Raw genomic sequence first — 15,340 nt, 5'->3', positions numbered from 1 at the left:
GCCGTAAGAAATCGGACTTCGTAAAGGTCGTTCCTTGATGCCGCTCTCCGTCGCAGACAAGCCCCGGCGTCGCCGCCGTTCGCCTGACGAAGCCCGCCGCGAAGCCATCAGCTCGGCGCGAGACCTGCTGCTGACCCAAGGTCCGAGCGCCGTCACCCTGACCTCCGTCGCACGCGAGATCGGCGTCACCCATGCCAATCTGATCCATCATTTCGGCTCTGTCGCCGGGCTTCAGTCCGCCTTGATGGCTTCGATGACTGCTGATCTGAGCGACGCCCTGGACGCCGCAATCGTTCGGCTGAGGACCGATGACGGCGCGCCGCTGGAGGTGGTCAACGCCGTCTTCGCCGCCTTCTCGACCGGCGGCGCCGGGCGGCTCGCCGCCTGGATCGCGATGTCGGGAGATCTGTCTCACCTCGAGCCTGTGCGGGCGGCGGTGCGCAACCTGGTCGCGGCCATCAAGGAGAAGATCGGCGCCAGCGACGGCCAGGCGGACGGCGTCATCGGCTCGGCCGTCCTCTTCATCGCCCTGAGCGCCTTCGGCGACGCCCTGATCGGCGATCCTCTGCGCGATATGCTGGGCCAGGACGCCGACGCCGGACGCCAGGTCGTCGCTGGGCTGCTGGCGCGAATGTTGGCCGATTACTCAGCCCTGTGACCCAAAAAAGAGAGCCCGACGCCAGGCGCCGGGCTTAAAGTCATTCGGTGATGGTGGGTGTCCTCCCAAAAGAAGACAGCCCGTAGATCAACTGGTTTGGTTAATGCGGCGTTAACGACGTTTCGGAAGCCGCCGTGGAGCCCGCCCTGTCGGGAAACCAGCTGGTCTGGCGCGCGGCGTCGGACAAAGCGCGCGTGACCCGCCATCCCTTTCCGGCGCGTTCCGCCCGTCCTGTCGCAGGGCCCGGTCCGGGATAGGCGTAACGCTCGCCCCCGACCTCGATCTGCACCGCTCGGTCCCCGGCCCGTGAGAGCGGCGCGGTCCACAGGCCGGCTTCGTCGGCCACGGCCACCGCCGTTTCGCCTTCGCTTTTCACTTCCACGCGCTGGCCCGGCGTTGAACGGCCGGACGCCAGCAGGGCGCGGCCATCGCCGTCCACCGCGTCCAGAGCGGGTCCGTCCGTCAGTCGACGGCTGGGACCGCCGTCGATCAGCAAGGCGGCGACGATGGCGCCGTCTCCGGCCAGGAAAAGGCGTTCCGGGCCCGGAGTCGGGGTCTGGCCGATCTGGATTTCGGGGGTCAGGACATGGCCGAGCGCTTCCCGGCCGACCCGCAGTTCAAAACGCCCCTGCGAATCGGCGCCTGCCGCCATCGCCTGGCCCAGGGCGTTGCTGAGAATGACGCGCGCGCCCGCCGGAGCCTGGCCGCTGACCACAACGCCGGAGCCCTGTAGGGTGACCTTATCGATATGCGGCGCGGCGGCCCAGTTGTCCTGATCTGCCTGCTTCGGCTCTTCCATGGGCTGACGCGGCCCGCTGCAGCCGACGATGGTCAGGCCGAGACACGTGGCCAACGACAGCTTCAGTCCGCCTCGGCCCCACGCCGCCATCGCCTTCATCTCTTCGCCCTTCGTTCGTTCCATCCTGGCTCGCATCACTATAGGTTGCTACCTCATCCAGGCCAGCCGGTTCGTGCTGGAGCTTAACCGTAAAGGTCGTCAGACACTCCATGTCCCTGCCCCCCGTCAACATCGCCCCCTTCGAGGGTCGCTCTGTCTGTCTGTTCTGCGGCTCGTCCGATGGCACGGACGCCAAATATGTCGAGGCGGCGGCGGCCTTCGGCAAGGCGACGGCCGAGGCGGGGTGGCGGTTCGTTTACGGCGGCGGCGGCGTGGGGCTTATGGGCGCCTCGGCCCGCGCGGCCCATGCGGCGGGCGGCCGCGTCGTCGGCATCATGCCCGCCTTCCTGCGCAGCCGCGAGCGCCTGTTCGACGAGGTCGAGACGATCGTCGTCACCTCCATGCATGAGCGCAAACAGCTGATGTACGACGAGTCCGACGTCTTCGTCGTCGCGCCCGGCGGCGTCGGCACGCTAGAGGAAGTGGTGGAGCTGCTGTCGTGGAAGCGGCTGGACCTGCACGCCAAGCCGGTCATCTTCCTGAATCTGGACGGCTTTTGGGACGGCTTCTTCACCCTGATCGAGCACACGGTCGAGAAGGGCATGACGCCGCGCAGCTTCCTGGACGCCTATGTCAGCGTCGATTCGGTCGAAGGCGCGATCGAGGCCATGAAATCGGCGCAGGACACGCCCCACTTGCAACATGATCGCCGGTAAGTAAACGTGCGTCAGTAACGCCGGTCCGTCGGGCGAGAAGCTGGATTGACAGTTTTCTTAAACAACGGTCTATGGCGTTGCTGGGCGTGCGCCCTACCCTTATCGGAGACTGTCCATGCGTGCTCTTCTCGCCGCCGCCGTCCTGTTCGCGGCCGCTCCCGCCTTCGCCCAGGCGCCCGTTACCAGCGCCACCCTGGCGGACGCCGCCAGCGCGCCCTCGGGCCGCGTCATTGTCGACGGCGCGACCTGGCGTTGTGAAGGCGACGCCTGCACCGCCACGGGCGGCTCCAGCCAGCCGGCGACGCGCGCCTGCCGCCGCGTGGTCGCCAAGCTCGGCCCCGTGACGAGCTTCACCTACAAGGGTCAGAGCCTGAACGAAGAAGAAATCGCCGCCTGCAACGCGGCCTGATCCAGACTTCAGCGCCAGATAAAAAAGGCCGCCTTCACGACGAAGGCGGCCTTTCTTGTATCCGTGAGACGAAGCCTGTCAGGCGGCCTCGCCCTTCAGCCGCTGAACCAGACGGGCTCGGCCGATCAGCGGGATCATGGCGGCCATGTCCGGTCCATGCGCCTGACCGGTCAGCGCCAGACGCAGCGGCATGAACAGGCCCTTGCCCTTGGCCCCGGTCTTGTCCTTCACCGCTGCGGTCCAGGCCGACCAGGCGTCGGCGTCGATGGTGTCCGGCAGCAGCTCCAGGGCGGCGGCGGCGAATGCGGCATCCTCGATCACCGGCGTGACCGGCCCGGTGACGATCTTCGCCATATCAACGACATCGCCGAACTTGTTGAGGTTGCCCTTCACCGTGTTCCAGAAGGTCTCGCCCAGATCGACGCCCAGAGCCTCCAGGCGCGGCTTGGCCTCGGCGTAGTCGATCGCGTGCACCGCCTGGGCGTTCAGACGATCCAGATCGGCCGTGTCGTACCGCGCGGGCGAGCGGCCCATCTTGGAGAAGGCGAAGGCGGCGCCCAGGTCTGCCAGCGAGGCGGCGACTTCCAGATTGTCCGAGGTGCCGATCTTGCCCAGGTGGCTGGTGATGGCGATCGGCTCATAGCCGTCGGCGCGCATGTCCATGATGGCCAGCGAGCCCAGACGCTTGGACAGGGCCGTGCCGTCCGCGCCGACCAGCAGCGGCATGTGAGCGAAACCGGGAACCTTGGCCCCCAGCGCCTCGAAGATCTCGATCTGTGCGCCGGTGTTGGTGACGTGGTCCTCGCCCCGGATGATGTGGGTGATCTCCATGTCGATGTCGTCGACGACCGACGGCAGCGTATAGAGGAACAGCCCGTCCTCGCGGATCAGCACCGGGTCGGACATGGAGGCGGTGTCCACCTCGGCGTGGCCGCGCGCCAGATCTTCCCAGGCGACGCGCTTGCCTTCCAGCTTGAAGCGCCAGTGCGGGCGGCGGCCTTCGGCCTCGAAGGCGGCCTTCTCAGCGTCGGTCAGCGACAGGGCGGCGCGATCGTAGATGGGCGGCTGGCCGCGCGACAACTGCACCTTGCGGCGACGGTCCAGTTCGTCGGCGGTTTCATAGCAGGGATAGAGGCGGCCCTCGGCCTTCAGGCGGGCGGCGGCCTCTTCATAGCGGTCGAACCGCTTGGACTGATTGTAGCGCTCGTCCCAGGCCAGACCGAGCCACTTCAGGTCGATCTCGATGTTGTCTTCCGACTCCTGGGTCGAGCGGACAAGGTCGGTGTCGTCGATGCGCAGCACGAAGCTGCCGCCCTGCCCCTTGGCAAACAGCCAGTTCACCAGAGCCGTGCGGACATTGCCGACGTGCAGCTTACCCGTGGGAGACGGAGCGAAACGAACCTTGACGGACATGGGGATCAACGACCTCGATAGGAAGGCGGCTTGGTCGCGCCGCCGTCCGCTCAAGTCAAGCCGAACCGCCCGTAAAGACGTCAGTCGTCGCGGTGGACCCGCTCGCGGCGTTCGTGACGCTCCTGCGCCTCGACCGACAGAGTGGCGGTCGGGCGGGCCTCAAGGCGTCCCAGGCCGATCGGCTCGCCGGTGTCTTCGCAATAGCCGTAGGAGCCGTCCTCGATCCGGCGCAGGGCCTCATCGATCTTGGAGATCAGCTTGCGTTGACGGTCACGGGTCCGAAGTTCCAGCGCACGATCCGATTCCGACGAGGCCCGGTCCACCAGGTCGGGGTGGTTTTCGGTCTCGGCTTTCAGATTGGTGACCGTACCCTTCGATTCACGAAGGATATCGTCCTTCCAGGCCAGGAGCTTGTTCTTGAAATAGGCGACCTGCCGCTCGTTCATGAACGGTTCGTCGTCGGACGGCCGATAAACAGCCGCGTCCCCAGACACTACAGAGGCCAATGCGGTCATCGCACTCACACTCATTTCCCTATCGCGCCCCCCTGCGGCGCATGGGCCGTATAGGCAAGGGCAAGAGTCGCGGCAATGGCGTTCGCGTTTCCGTGATATGGCTAAGCTGCATTCACCCTGAGGTAGTGTGACGAATTATCCTCACAAAGCCGATCTTGGACGATAAAAGACTGAAGTTTCGTCGCCTTTAGGCGCGAATGCGGCTCATTTCCGCTTTGGCCAATTCCACCGAGGCGCGCAGGTCGATCTGGTCCAGCACGGCGGTCAGACCCGGCTCGACCTCTTCGTCACGCTGTTCCCGAATATCGCGGGCCAGACGGCTCAGAGCCGCCCCGCCGTCCTGACCGCCCAGCAGTGCCAGCTTCAGTTCGTCCAGACGGTCCAGCAGGCCGGAGCCGCGACGGATGGCGCGGCGCCGACGCTCGGTCGGATCCTCGACGCCCTGGAGCGCCATCAGGGCTGCGGCGCCCGCCACGCCCGAGGCGGAGGATGTCGCGCCGGCCTGCGCTGAGGCGGCCGCGCCGCCCGTGGCCGGCAGGGCGAAACCGCCGGCGGCGCGAGCCGCAGGTCGTGTGGTCGGCGTTGAAGCGGCGCCCAAGGGTCCGGTGACCTTCATGCAAGACGTCTCCTTCTACGCCGCCACCTTGACGGCAGGGGCTGAACTCTTGGTTAACGGCTAGGCAAATCCTGCCCGCAGGCGCCCGAGCGTAAGCCAGCAATCGTTGTAATTGCTTATGTTTTCAAGCGGCACGATCCTCGCATGGTTAATGGCGAACGCTCACGCAGGGACGTCCGTCGCATGCAGAAGTTGCTTACCGCCCTTATCGCCCCGGCCATTGCGGCCGTCGCCCTCACCGTCGCGCCCGGCGCGGCAGAGGCCCAGTCGCGCATCAAGGACATCGTCTCGATCGAGGGCGTCCGCTCGAACCAGCTGGTCGGCTATGGGCTGGTGGTCGGGCTGAACGGCACCGGCGACAGCGTCCGCAACTCGCCCTTCACCCGCCAATCGCTGGAGGGGATGATGGAGCGCCAGGGCGTCAACATCCGGGGCGCCAACCTGAACACCAAGAATGTGGCGGCGGTCATGGTTACAGCCGAGCTGCCGCCCTTCGCCACGCCGGGCTCGCGACTCGACGTCAGCGTCTCGGCGATGGGCGACGCCAAGAGCCTGTTGGGCGGGACATTGCTGGTCACGGCCCTGCAAGGCGCCGATGGCGAGGTCTACGCCGTGTCGCAGGGGGCGGTGCAGACGGGCGCGGTTTCGGCCTCGGGATCGTCCGGGTCGTCGATCACGCGCGGCGTGCCCACAGCGGGCCGCATCGCCTCGGGCGGGGTGGTTGAGCGCGAGACCGGCTTTGACCTGGCGTCCATGCCTTCGGTGCGGCTGACCCTGCGCAACCCGGACTTCACCACGGCCCAGCGCATCGCCGCCGCCATCAATGAGACCTACCCCCAGACCGCCTTCGCCGAGAACGGCACGGTCGTCGCTATTCGCGCGCCTCAGAACTTCGGCATGGCGGGCTTCCTGAGCCGGGTCGAGAATCTGCCGGTCCAGATCGATTCCCCGGCCAGGGTCATCATCGACGAGGTCAACGGCGTGATCGTCATGGGCGAGGCCGTGCGGATCTCCACCGTCGCCGTGGCGCAGGGCAATCTGACCGTGTCGGTGCAGGAAACGCCGATGGTCAGCCAGCCCGAGCCGTTCAGCCGCGGCGGCCAGACTGTCGTGGTGCCGCAGTCGGATGTCAGCATCAGCGAAGACGCAGGTCGCGAAATGCGGCTGGTGGGCGGCTCCACCTCTCTGTCGACGCTGGTTAATGGCCTGAATGCGCTGGGCGTCAGCCCGCGCGACATGATCAGCATCCTGCAGGCCATCAAGGCCGCCGGGGCCCTCCAGGCCGAAATCGAGGTGATCTGATGAGCCCCCTCGCCGCCTCTCCCGACCTGTTGCGCGATCCCGCCTCGGCCCTGCCCGGCCAGCCGAAGAACCTGGAAGGCCTGCGCCGCACGGCAGAGGCCTTTGAGGCCAACTTCCTGTCGCAGATGATGAAGCCCATGTTCGAGGGCCTGAGCACCGAGGCGCCGTTCGGCGGCGGCGCAGGCGAAGCCGCCTGGCGCGGCTTTCTGGTGGACGCGATGGCGCAGCAGACGGTGAAAGCCGGCGGCGTCGGCTTGGCCGACAGCGTTCTGGCGCAGATGATCAAGATGCAGGAGCAAGGCGCATGACCGCCGATGTCGAGACCGCCGCCCTACGCGTGCAGCACCTGACGCGCCTGACCCGCGACCTGACCGACCGGCTGTCGCTGGAAATGGACGCCTTGCGCGCCCACCGCGCCCAGGACCTGAGCGAGGGCATGGCCCAAACGCAGGAGATGGCGAACCTCTATCGGCGCGAGTCGGCCCAGGTGAAGGCCAATCCGGCCGCCATCGCCGCCGCGCCAGAGGCTGACCGCCGCGCGCTGATCGAGGCCACGGAAGCCTTTGAATCCATCCTGGCCGAGCACGCCGTGACCGTGGAGGCGGCCCGTCAGATTTCTGAGGGACTGGTGCGCACCATCGCCGCCGAGGTGGCGGGCGCCCGCGCGCAGGGGGTCGGCTACGGCGCCTCCGGTCAGGCGATGCAGGGAGACGGCCGGGCGGTGGCGCTGAATCGCACGGCCTGAGGCGCGGCGTCGCCTTTCTTTAACGGCCTCCATTCTATGAATTCGGCATGACCCTGACCCCTCGCCTGCTCGGACTGGCTTTCGCCGCCGCCGACGCCCTGATCGAAGTCGATCAACATGGGGTGGTTCGCTTTGCGCTCGGCTCGGGCGCTGTGGCGGGACAGCAGACGGCCGCCTGGGTCGGCCAACCCTTCAGCGAGCGTTTGTCGATCAACAGCGCCGCGGCGCTGCAGACCCTGCTGGACGGCCTGAGCCCGGGTCGGCGCGGCCCCGCGACCGAGGTCCTGGTGGACTGCGGCGACGGCCGGATGCGTCGCGCGACCCTGCGCGCCTTCGCCCTGCCCGACATCGCCCCGGCCCGGTCGTGCGCCCTGTCCTATGAAGGCGAGCCTTTCCTCGTCGATGGGGGGCCGCTTGAGATCGGCGCCCCGCCGCCGGATGCTGAGGGGTTTCTGAGCCATGCCCGCGCGACCCTGGCCGGCGGAGATGCGGACGCCCTGCAGCGTCTGGCTTTGGCTTTTATCGATCTGAGCGGCCTGGAGGGCGTAGACGCGCCGACCCTGCAGCGGATCCACAGCCGTATCGGCGCAACGCTCAGCGCCGCGTCGCACGACGGGGCCAGCGCGGGCCGACTGACGACGGATCGCTACGCCTTGATCCGTCAGGCGGACGATCAACGCGACCTGGCCAATGAGATGCGGATGGCCGGTGAGGCGGAAGGCGTGGCCCTGAGCGCCGTCGCCAGCCAGGCCGGTTTGGGCCGGGACTCCGCCTCGGCGCTGCGCGCCATGCGGTTCGCCATCGAAGGCTGCTTGAAGGAAGGCGGGCTGGACCAGCCGGAGCTGTCCTTCGCCGATTCCCTGCAACGCACGCTGGCGGACGCGGACCGTTTCCGCAGCATCGTGCGCGACCGGGAGTTCGCCCTCTACTATCAGCCGATCGTCGACCTGAAGACGCGAGCCGTGCACCATTTCGAGGCTCTGGCGCGCTTCGGCAAGGGATCGGGGCCCGCCGCCGCCATCCGCATGGCCGAGGAACTGGCCCTGATCGACGGCTTCGATCTGGTGGTTGCGGAAAAAGCCGTTCGACGGCTGCGCGAACCGGGCGGGGGTCTGTTGAAGATCGCCGTGAATGTATCGGGCGCCTCGCTGGCCAACGACGCCTATGTCGCCGCCCTGATGAAGATGACCGCCTCAGCGCCCGAGGATCGGCGGCGTCTGATGGTCGAGGTGACGGAGACCGCCGCACTGGCCGATCTGGCCGCCGCGGACCGACGGCTCGGAGCCCTGCGCAACGCCGGGATCAAGGTTTGCATAGACGATTTCGGGGCGGGTTCGGCCTCCTTCGACTATCTGCGGGGCCTGTCGGTCGATGCGGTGAAGATCGACGGAGGTCTGGTGCGCGATATCGACATCGACGCCCGCACCCGCACGATGGTCGCCCATCTGGTCGAGCTTTGCGGCTCGCTGGAACTGGAGACCATCGCCGAGATGATCGAGACGGATGAGGTCGCCGACGCCCTGCGCGATCTGGGCGTCACCCACGGCCAGGGGTGGCTGTTCGGGCGGGCCGAGGCCGAACCGCGCACCGTGCTGAACACCCCGGCGATCCGCGGACGCCGTCAGGGCGTGGTCGAAGGCTGGAGCTGACCTGACTTCAGCACGATGGTCCGATCGACGCGGAGGTTCTGAATGAAATCAACGTCGTGGCTGACCACCACCAGAGCGCCGTCATAGCCTGACAGCGCCGCCTCCACCGCCTCGACGGCGTCGATGTCCAGATGGTTGGTCGGCTCGTCCAGCACCAGCAGCTGCGGCGGCTGGGCGCCCGTCATGACGCAGGCCAGTGCCGCGCGCAGCCGCTCTCCGCCTGACAGTTCGCCGACGCGCCGATCCGCCTGCACATTGCGAAACAGAAAACGCGCCAGCGCCGCCCGCGCCGCATTGGGCGTCCCTTGCGGGTTCAGCCGCAGCCAGCCCTCGACCAGGGTTTCGTCAGCCTTCAGCATGTTCGCCTGCTGATCCAGCAGGGCGGCGCGAACCGGCCGTTCCACGCTGCCCGACGAGGGCTCGATCAATCCCGCGATCAGCTTCAACAGCGTCGTCTTACCGGCGCCGTTGGGGCCGACGACGGCGACGCGCTCAGGCCCGGTCAGACGCAGGCAGAGCGGTCCCAGCAGGCGACGGTCGTCCTCGACGGTCACGACCGCCTCGGTCAGGTTCAGCACCACTCGGCCGGCCGGCAGGCCTGTGGAGGGCATGGACAGCGCCAGTTGTCGCACCCGCTCGACCCGTTCGCGCGCCTGAGCCAGGTCAGCCTCGACGGCCTGACGCTTGCGTTCGGCCAGCCGCTGGCCGCGCGCGCCGGATTCCTCGGCGCGTTGGGCCTGGGCGTCGAGCAGGATCTTGGGATCGGAGTTGTTGGCGCGCGCCGCCTTGCCTGTGCGATCGCGCCGGGCCTGACGCTCCTGCGCCATCTGGGTTTCGCGCTGCACCCGGCCGATGGCGCGCTCGGCCTGTTCCAGGTCGCGTTCAGCGGCGGCCCGTTCGGCGTCGCGGCGCTCGATAAAGAGATCCCAGCCGCCGCCATGCACCCGCGCGCCCAGACTGGAAAGCTCCACGATGCGATCCACGCGCCGCAACAGGGCGCGGTCGTGACTGACCAGCACCACCCCGCCCGGCCAGTCGCCCACGACATCGGCGATCATGGCGCGGGCCTCGGCGTCCAGATGATTGGTGGGCTCGTCCAGAACCAGCAGATCCCGCGCGGCCAGCTTCAGCCCCGCCAAGCGCAGGCGCGTCTGCTCCCCGCCGCTCAGGTCGGCGGTGCGCCGATCCAGCGGCAGGACAGCCAGACCGACCTCGGCCAGAGCGGTCTGCATCCGCTCTTCCAGCGTCCAGTCCGCCTCGGCCATGTCGTCCAGCGAACCGTCGCCCGCCAGAACGCGTTGCAGAATCGCCAGACACCCGGCGACGCCCAGCGTATCGGCGATGGTTTCGTCGTCGGCCGGCGTCTGGGCCTGCGCCAGCCAGCCGACGCTTCCGACGCGCGTGACCGAACCCTCGGCGGGCTCAGACAGACCGGCGACAAGGCGAAGCAGCGTGGTCTTGCCCACGCCGTTGCGCCCCACGACGGCCGTGCGTTCGCGCCCGAAGGCGAGCGTCAGATTGTCGAAGAGGCCTCGGCCGTCAGGCGTGCGGGCCGCGACGCCGTTGAGCGTCACGAGTGCGGACGCGGACCGGTTTGGGCTTGGGTTGAGCGAGGACATAGGCGAGCGCGAGCAGCGGCATGGAAAGGGCGAAACCGATTTCCAGAGTGCTGATCATGATCGTCGTGCCTCCTCACTGATGCGTTGGCTGAGTGAAGGATGGGGACGGACGTTTCGTAACGCAACCCCAAAACTGCGGCTCCGCTTTCACTCCGCGACGTGAAGGACCGCCTTGGACAATCCGCGTCATGGCCTTTGCAAGCGTCGCTTCCTATGTTGGCGGACATGGACACGCCCGAGCGCACCCTCGCCTTCCGCATCGACCGTCCCGCGCCGGACCGGGCCGAGGCCGCCGCCCGCCGCGAAGCCGCCGTGGCCCGCATCCGCGCCGAGACCGGCATCGACGAGGCCATGATCGACGCCCTGGTCGAAGGCTTCTACGCCAAGGTGCGTGAGGATGACTTCATAGGTCCGATCTTCGCCGAGCGCATCGACGACTGGGGTCCGCACCTGGCGCAGATGAAGCTGTTCTGGTCGTCCGTGGCCCTGTCGACCGGCGTCTATCAGGGGCGGCCCATGCCGAAGCACCTGCCCCTGCCGATCGACGCCCGCCACTTCGATCACTGGCTGAAGCTGTTCGAGGCGACTGCGCATGAGCTGTGCCCGCCCGTCGCCGCCGAACACTTCGTCGTCCGCGCCCGCCGCATCGCCGAAAGCCTGGAACTGGGCGTCGCCAACGCCAACGGCGTGATGGTCGGTCCCGGCGAACGCTATCGACGACCGGAAACGCCGTGGGCGCCGGAAGTCGGCTAAAAGTTCTTATATTGTTCTTGCTGTATCGGACGAATTGATCCCCATATAGCGTCGTCGCCCCGGACCGTTTCGGGGTCTTCCGCGTTCCCGGATTCCATGACCGAAAAGCATAACTTCATTCGCGTTCGCGGCGCCCGCGAGCACAATCTCAAAGGCGTCGATCTCGACATTCCGCGCGAGCAGCTGGTGGTCATGACCGGCCTGTCGGGGTCGGGCAAATCCTCGCTGGCGTTCGACACCATCTACGCCGAGGGGCAACGGCGCTATGTCGAGAGCCTGTCGGCCTATGCGCGCCAGTTCCTGGAGCTGATGGGCAAGCCGGACGTGGACCTGATCGAGGGCCTGTCCCCGGCCATCTCCATCGAGCAGAAGACCACGTCCAAGAACCCGCGCTCGACCGTCGGCACCGTCACCGAAATCCACGACTACATGCGTCTGCTCTGGGCGCGCGTGGGCGTGCCCTATTCGCCGGCCACGGGCCTGCCGATCGAGAGCCAGACCGTCAGCCAGATGGTGGACAAGCTGACCGCCCTGCCCGACGGCGAGCGCATCCTGCTGCTGGCCCCGGTCGTGCGCGGCCGCAAGGGCGAGTACAAGAAGGAGATGGCCGAGTGGCAGCGTCAGGGCTTCCAGCGGCTGAAGATCGACGGCGAGTTCTACGCCATCGAGGACGCCCCCGCGCTCGACAAGAAGTTCAAGCATGACATCGACATCGTCGTCGATCGCATTGTAACCAAAGAAGGTCTTGAGCCGCGCTATGCCGACAGCATCCAGACCGCTCTGGCTCTGGCCGACGGCATCGCCACCGCCGAATGGGCCAAGGCGCCCGAGGGCGAAGAGCCGCGCCGGATCGTCTTTTCCGAGAAGTTCGCCTGCCCTGTTTCGGGCTTCACCATCAGCGAGATCGAGCCGCGGCTGTTCTCGTTCAACAATCCGTTCGGCGCCTGTCCGGCGTGCGACGGTCTGGGCGTCAAGCTGGCCTTCGACGCCGATCTGGTAATCCCCGACCGCGACAAGACCCTGCACAAGGGAGCGGTGGCGCCGTGGGCGCGCGGTCCCTCGCCGCTCTATACGCAGACGCTGCAGTCGCTGGCCCTGCACTACGGCTTCTCGATGGACAAGGCGTGGCGCGACCTGCCGGAGAAGGCGCAGGCCGTCATCCTGCGCGGCTCGGGCGGCGACAAGATCAAGTTCGTCTATGACGACAACGCCCGCAAATACGAGGTCTCCAAGCCATTCGAGGGGGTGCTGCCGAACCTTGAGCGCCGCTGGCGCGAGACCGACAGCGCTTGGGTGCGTGAGGAACTGGGCCGCTATCAGTCCGAAACCCCGTGCGAGGTCTGCGGCGGCAAGCGCCTGAAGCCCGAGGCCCTGGCGGTCAAGGTCGGCGGCGAGGACATCGCCGACATCTCCAACCTGTCGATCTCCAAGGCCTTCCTGTGGTTCTCGACCCTGGAAGAGGCGCTGACCGACAAGCAGGTCGAGATCGCTCGGCGCATCCTGAAGGAGATCACCGACCGGCTGCGGTTCCTGAACAACGTCGGGCTCGACTATCTCAACCTGTCGCGCTCGTCCGGCACCCTGTCGGGCGGCGAGAGCCAGCGCATCCGACTGGCCTCGCAGATCGGTTCGGGCCTGACCGGCGTCCTCTATGTGCTGGACGAGCCGTCCATCGGCCTGCACCAGCGCGACAACACCCGCCTGCTGGACAGCCTGAAGGGGCTGCGCGACCTCGGCAACTCCGTCTTGGTGGTCGAGCATGACGAAGAGGCGATCCTGACGGCCGACTACGTCATCGACATGGGCCCGGCCGCCGGCGTCCACGGCGGCGAGGTCTGCGCCCAGGGTACGCCTGCCGAGGTCATGGCCAATCCAAACTCCCTGACCGGCCAATACCTGACCGGGGCGCGCGAGATCGAACTGCCGCCAGAGGGACGCCGCCCCATCGACCGCAAGCGGATGCTGAAAGTCTCGGGCGCCACAGGCAACAACCTGAAGAACGTCACGGGCGAGATCCCGGTCGGCGTCTTCACCTGCGTCACCGGCGTGTCGGGCGGCGGGAAGTCGACCTTCACCATCGAGACGCTGTACAAGGCCGCCGCACGGCGTCTGAACAATGCGTCCGACGCCCCCGCCCCCTTCGACCGGATCGAGGGGCTCGAGCATTTCGACAAGGTCATCGACATCGACCAGTCGCCGATCGGCCGAACCCCGCGCTCGAACCCGGCCACCTATACCGGCGCCTTCGGACCGATCCGCGACTGGTATGCGGGCCTGCCGGAATCCAAGGCGCGCGGCTATGGCCCCGGCCGCTTCAGCTTCAACGTCAAGGGCGGCCGCTGCGAGGCCTGTCAGGGCGACGGCGTCATCAAGATCGAGATGCACTTCCTGCCCGACGTTTATGTCACCTGCGACGTCTGCAAGGGCAAACGCTACAACCGCGAAACGCTAGAAATCGTCTTCAAGGGCAAGAGCATATCCGACGTTCTGGACATGACGGTCGAAGAGGCGGCGCGCTTCTTCACCGCGGTGCCGTCAATCCGCGACAAGATGCTGACGCTGGAGCGCGTAGGCCTGGGCTACGTCAAGGTCGGCCAGCCCGCCACCACCCTGTCCGGCGGCGAGGCCCAGCGGGTCAAGCTGTCGAAGGAGCTATCGAAACGGGCGACTGGCAAGACGCTGTACATCCTCGACGAGCCGACGACCGGCCTGCATTTCGAGGATACGAGGAAGCTGCTGGAGGTGCTGCAGGAGCTGGTCGAGAACGGCAACACCATCGTCGTGATCGAGCACAACCTGGATGTCATCAAGGTCGCCGACCACCTGCTGGACTTCGGTCCCGAGGGCGGCGACGGCGGGGGCGAGATCGTCGCCGTCGGCACGCCGGAACAGGTCGCCGAGAACCCCGCCAGCTGGACCGGCCGCTATCTGAAGGAGGTGCTGGACCGGCACGAGGAGCGTCGCAAGGGCCGCGTCGCAGCCCTGACCGCCGAGCCTGCGCCCGCCAAGCGCGCCAAGGCGCGCAAAACCGCCTGAACGGCTGCCGATCCGCTCGCCGCTTGTGCGGGACCCTAAAAAACAGAAACGCCGCGCCCCTGTCGGAGCGCGGCGTTTTTCGTTCAGCGATGCCGCCTGGTCAGACGCGCGTCTGGCCCTTCAGGCCGAGATAGGCCGACGAGAAGGGCGCGTAGATGATGGCCGCCTGCGCGGCGGACAGCAGTGCGTTGACCACGCCCCAGATCAGCAGGGCCGGCCAGAACCGGGCGACCAGCGCAACGACATTGGTCGTCTCGGCGCCGATCAGGCTGTTCAGGCCGCCGAAAATCAGGTTCAGCGGAGCGATAACGATGGAGCCCAGCAAGCCCACCAGAATGGACATGATCCCAGCCAGGATCGCCATACCCAACAGCGGCCAGAAACGGCCCTTGGTCATGGTCCAGCTTTCCTTGATGGCGATCTTCTGCTCGGCGAAGGTCACAGGCACGACCAAGCTGAGTCGCACAGCCAGCCAGATGGCGACCGCAACAATCGCCAGCCCGCCCAGGACAGCGGGAATTAGCAGCCATGACGCCCCCGTACCGGCGGCCATTCCGGCCAGCACGCCGACAACCAAGGCGCCGCCCATCGTCACGACGAACATCAGAACGGCGACCAACAGGGTCGCGCCCAGAACGCGCAGTTCTTCTCGGCCGAGACGCAGATAGCCGAAACGCTTGTCCTGCGGCCGGATGACCGAGCGCGCGACCGCCGTAGCGAGCACGGCGCCGAACAACAGCGACAGCGGCAGGGCCAGCCCCATCATGGCGCCGTAGGCCTGACCCAGCATGGTCAGGTCGCTCATTGACGGCGACGGATTCTGCTCGACCCGTTCGGCCAGGCTGATGATGTTGACGAGGTTCCCACCCGCCACAGCGAAGAAGACCAGGAAGAAGGCGACATAGGCGCCCGCCCAGGCCAGGATGGCGAGCGGCGCCCGCCGCGCTAGGCGGAAGCCTTCGAAGGCGGACTCTGTGGCGTTGAAACTCATGCTGGCTCCTCGATTCCTGA

The 15,340-nt window shown here is 67.2% G+C and carries 16 protein-coding genes; 9 read left to right on the top strand and 7 right to left on the bottom strand.

Features of this window, described 5'->3' with window-relative positions; all coding sequences use genetic code 11:
* The first annotated feature begins 37 nt into the window (after positions 1–37).
* Positions 38–658: a TetR/AcrR family transcriptional regulator gene (locus tag ACLBV5_RS01770; RefSeq protein ID WP_447604914.1), complete on the top strand. Its 621-nt coding sequence runs from the start codon at positions 38–40 to the stop codon at positions 656–658.
* Positions 659–758: 100 nt separating this feature from the next.
* On the opposite strand, the gene ACLBV5_RS01765 is transcribed toward ACLBV5_RS01770, so the two are convergent.
* Positions 759–1,580, bottom strand: coding sequence for a hypothetical protein (locus ACLBV5_RS01765; protein WP_447604642.1), 822 nt, complete (start codon positions 1,578–1,580; stop codon positions 759–761).
* 86 nt (positions 1,581–1,666) lie between these two features.
* Here ACLBV5_RS01765 and ACLBV5_RS01760 point away from each other — a divergent pair, with 86 nt between their 5' ends.
* Together ACLBV5_RS01760 and ACLBV5_RS01755 are read left to right on the top strand one after the other, a co-directional pair.
* On the top strand, positions 1,667–2,272 hold the full coding sequence (locus ACLBV5_RS01760) for an LOG family protein (protein ID WP_447604641.1): 606 nt from the start codon (positions 1,667–1,669) through the stop codon (positions 2,270–2,272).
* A 115-nt stretch (positions 2,273–2,387) separates the two neighbouring features.
* Entirely contained in the window at positions 2,388–2,681 is a 294-nt protein-coding gene (locus tag ACLBV5_RS01755) for a CC_3452 family protein (protein WP_025977094.1), read from the top strand.
* A 78-nt stretch (positions 2,682–2,759) separates the two neighbouring features.
* Here ACLBV5_RS01755 and gltX read toward each other — a convergent pair whose 3' ends face one another.
* From gltX to ACLBV5_RS01740, 3 genes are all read right to left on the bottom strand, one after another.
* A complete protein-coding gene (gltX, locus tag ACLBV5_RS01750) occupies positions 2,760–4,094 on the bottom strand; it encodes a glutamate--tRNA ligase (RefSeq protein ID WP_447604640.1) in 1,335 nt (444 codons plus the stop codon).
* 80 nt (positions 4,095–4,174) lie between these two features.
* On the bottom strand, positions 4,175–4,609 hold the full coding sequence (dksA, locus tag ACLBV5_RS01745; protein WP_082891449.1) for an RNA polymerase-binding protein DksA: 435 nt from the start codon (positions 4,607–4,609) through the stop codon (positions 4,175–4,177).
* A 187-nt stretch (positions 4,610–4,796) separates the two neighbouring features.
* Positions 4,797–5,225, bottom strand: a complete 429-nt coding sequence (locus ACLBV5_RS01740) for a flagellar assembly protein FliX (RefSeq protein ID WP_025977097.1) — start codon at positions 5,223–5,225, stop codon at positions 4,797–4,799.
* 183 nt (positions 5,226–5,408) lie between these two features.
* Here ACLBV5_RS01740 and ACLBV5_RS01735 point away from each other — a divergent pair, with 183 nt between their 5' ends.
* The 4 genes from ACLBV5_RS01735 to ACLBV5_RS01720 are packed head-to-tail and all read left to right on the top strand — an operon-like array spanning position 5,409 to position 8,921.
* Positions 5,409–6,527 (top strand): flagellar basal body P-ring protein FlgI, encoded by a 1,119-nt coding sequence (locus ACLBV5_RS01735; RefSeq protein ID WP_025977098.1) that lies wholly within the window; start codon positions 5,409–5,411, stop codon positions 6,525–6,527.
* Positions 6,527–6,835: a rod-binding protein gene (locus tag ACLBV5_RS01730; protein WP_392353527.1), complete on the top strand. Its 309-nt coding sequence runs from the start codon at positions 6,527–6,529 to the stop codon at positions 6,833–6,835. The genes ACLBV5_RS01735 and ACLBV5_RS01730 overlap by 1 nt, the downstream gene beginning before the upstream one ends.
* Positions 6,832–7,272, top strand: a complete 441-nt coding sequence (locus ACLBV5_RS01725) for a flagellar basal-body protein FlbY (RefSeq protein ID WP_392353529.1) — start codon at positions 6,832–6,834, stop codon at positions 7,270–7,272. Before ACLBV5_RS01730 ends, ACLBV5_RS01725 begins: the two co-directional genes overlap by 4 nt.
* A gap of 47 nt (positions 7,273–7,319) precedes the next feature.
* On the top strand, positions 7,320–8,921 hold the full coding sequence (locus ACLBV5_RS01720) for an EAL domain-containing protein (protein ID WP_392353530.1): 1,602 nt from the start codon (positions 7,320–7,322) through the stop codon (positions 8,919–8,921).
* Here the strand turns inward: ACLBV5_RS01720 and ACLBV5_RS01715 are convergent.
* Both ACLBV5_RS01715 and ACLBV5_RS01710 read right to left on the bottom strand, forming a co-directional pair.
* The gene (locus tag ACLBV5_RS01715) at positions 8,894–10,495 is read right to left on the bottom strand and encodes an ABC-F family ATP-binding cassette domain-containing protein (protein WP_447604639.1); all 1,602 of its coding nucleotides are present in this window, start codon (positions 10,493–10,495) and stop codon (positions 8,894–8,896) included. The genes ACLBV5_RS01720 and ACLBV5_RS01715 overlap by 28 nt on opposite strands.
* Positions 10,461–10,598 (bottom strand): hypothetical protein, encoded by a 138-nt coding sequence (locus ACLBV5_RS01710; RefSeq protein ID WP_167309460.1) that lies wholly within the window; start codon positions 10,596–10,598, stop codon positions 10,461–10,463. Before ACLBV5_RS01710 ends, ACLBV5_RS01715 begins: the two co-directional genes overlap by 35 nt.
* A 167-nt stretch (positions 10,599–10,765) precedes the next feature.
* On the opposite strand from ACLBV5_RS01710, the gene ACLBV5_RS01705 reads away from it, so the two are divergent.
* Both ACLBV5_RS01705 and uvrA read left to right on the top strand, forming a co-directional pair.
* Positions 10,766–11,293: a group III truncated hemoglobin gene (locus ACLBV5_RS01705; protein ID WP_029972482.1), complete on the top strand. Its 528-nt coding sequence runs from the start codon at positions 10,766–10,768 to the stop codon at positions 11,291–11,293.
* A gap of 96 nt (positions 11,294–11,389) precedes the next feature.
* The gene (gene uvrA, locus ACLBV5_RS01700; RefSeq protein WP_447604638.1) at positions 11,390–14,329 is read left to right on the top strand and encodes an excinuclease ABC subunit UvrA; all 2,940 of its coding nucleotides are present in this window, start codon (positions 11,390–11,392) and stop codon (positions 14,327–14,329) included.
* Positions 14,330–14,429: 100 nt separating this feature from the next.
* Here uvrA and ACLBV5_RS01695 read toward each other — a convergent pair whose 3' ends face one another.
* Positions 14,430–15,320, bottom strand: a complete 891-nt coding sequence (locus ACLBV5_RS01695; protein WP_447604637.1) for a hypothetical protein — start codon at positions 15,318–15,320, stop codon at positions 14,430–14,432.
* Positions 15,321–15,340: the final 20 nt, after the last annotated feature.

The organism is Brevundimonas sp. M1A4_2e (genome assembly GCF_053345555.1).
Note: the sequence above shows the minus strand (reverse complement) of the source record. Positions and strands in the feature narration are given on the sequence as shown.

What these genes read in the sequence shown, in the direction of transcription:
- ACLBV5_RS01735 (WP_025977098.1), top strand. Translation starts at nt 5,409, where the DNA reads ATGCAGAAGTTGCTTACCGCCCTTATCGCCCCGGCCATTGCGGCCGTC.
- ACLBV5_RS01770 (WP_447604914.1), top strand. Translation starts at nt 38, where the DNA reads ATGCCGCTCTCCGTCGCAGACAAGCCCCGGCGTCGCCGCCGTTCGCCT.
- ACLBV5_RS01695 (WP_447604637.1), bottom strand. Translation starts at nt 15,320, where the DNA reads ATGAGTTTCAACGCCACAGAGTCCGCCTTCGAAGGCTTCCGCCTAGCG.
- ACLBV5_RS01765 (WP_447604642.1), bottom strand. Translation starts at nt 1,580, where the DNA reads ATGGAACGAACGAAGGGCGAAGAGATGAAGGCGATGGCGGCGTGGGGC.
- ACLBV5_RS01720 (WP_392353530.1), top strand. Translation starts at nt 7,320, where the DNA reads ATGACCCTGACCCCTCGCCTGCTCGGACTGGCTTTCGCCGCCGCCGAC.
- ACLBV5_RS01740 (WP_025977097.1), bottom strand. Translation starts at nt 5,225, where the DNA reads ATGAAGGTCACCGGACCCTTGGGCGCCGCTTCAACGCCGACCACACGA.
- ACLBV5_RS01760 (WP_447604641.1), top strand. Translation starts at nt 1,667, where the DNA reads ATGTCCCTGCCCCCCGTCAACATCGCCCCCTTCGAGGGTCGCTCTGTC.
- ACLBV5_RS01730 (WP_392353527.1), top strand. Translation starts at nt 6,527, where the DNA reads ATGAGCCCCCTCGCCGCCTCTCCCGACCTGTTGCGCGATCCCGCCTCG.
- ACLBV5_RS01755 (WP_025977094.1), top strand. Translation starts at nt 2,388, where the DNA reads ATGCGTGCTCTTCTCGCCGCCGCCGTCCTGTTCGCGGCCGCTCCCGCC.
- gltX (WP_447604640.1), bottom strand. Translation starts at nt 4,094, where the DNA reads ATGTCCGTCAAGGTTCGTTTCGCTCCGTCTCCCACGGGTAAGCTGCAC.
- uvrA (WP_447604638.1), top strand. Translation starts at nt 11,390, where the DNA reads ATGACCGAAAAGCATAACTTCATTCGCGTTCGCGGCGCCCGCGAGCAC.
- ACLBV5_RS01725 (WP_392353529.1), top strand. Translation starts at nt 6,832, where the DNA reads ATGACCGCCGATGTCGAGACCGCCGCCCTACGCGTGCAGCACCTGACG.
- ACLBV5_RS01710 (WP_167309460.1), bottom strand. Translation starts at nt 10,598, where the DNA reads ATGATCAGCACTCTGGAAATCGGTTTCGCCCTTTCCATGCCGCTGCTC.
- ACLBV5_RS01705 (WP_029972482.1), top strand. Translation starts at nt 10,766, where the DNA reads ATGGACACGCCCGAGCGCACCCTCGCCTTCCGCATCGACCGTCCCGCG.
- dksA (WP_082891449.1), bottom strand. Translation starts at nt 4,609, where the DNA reads ATGACCGCATTGGCCTCTGTAGTGTCTGGGGACGCGGCTGTTTATCGG.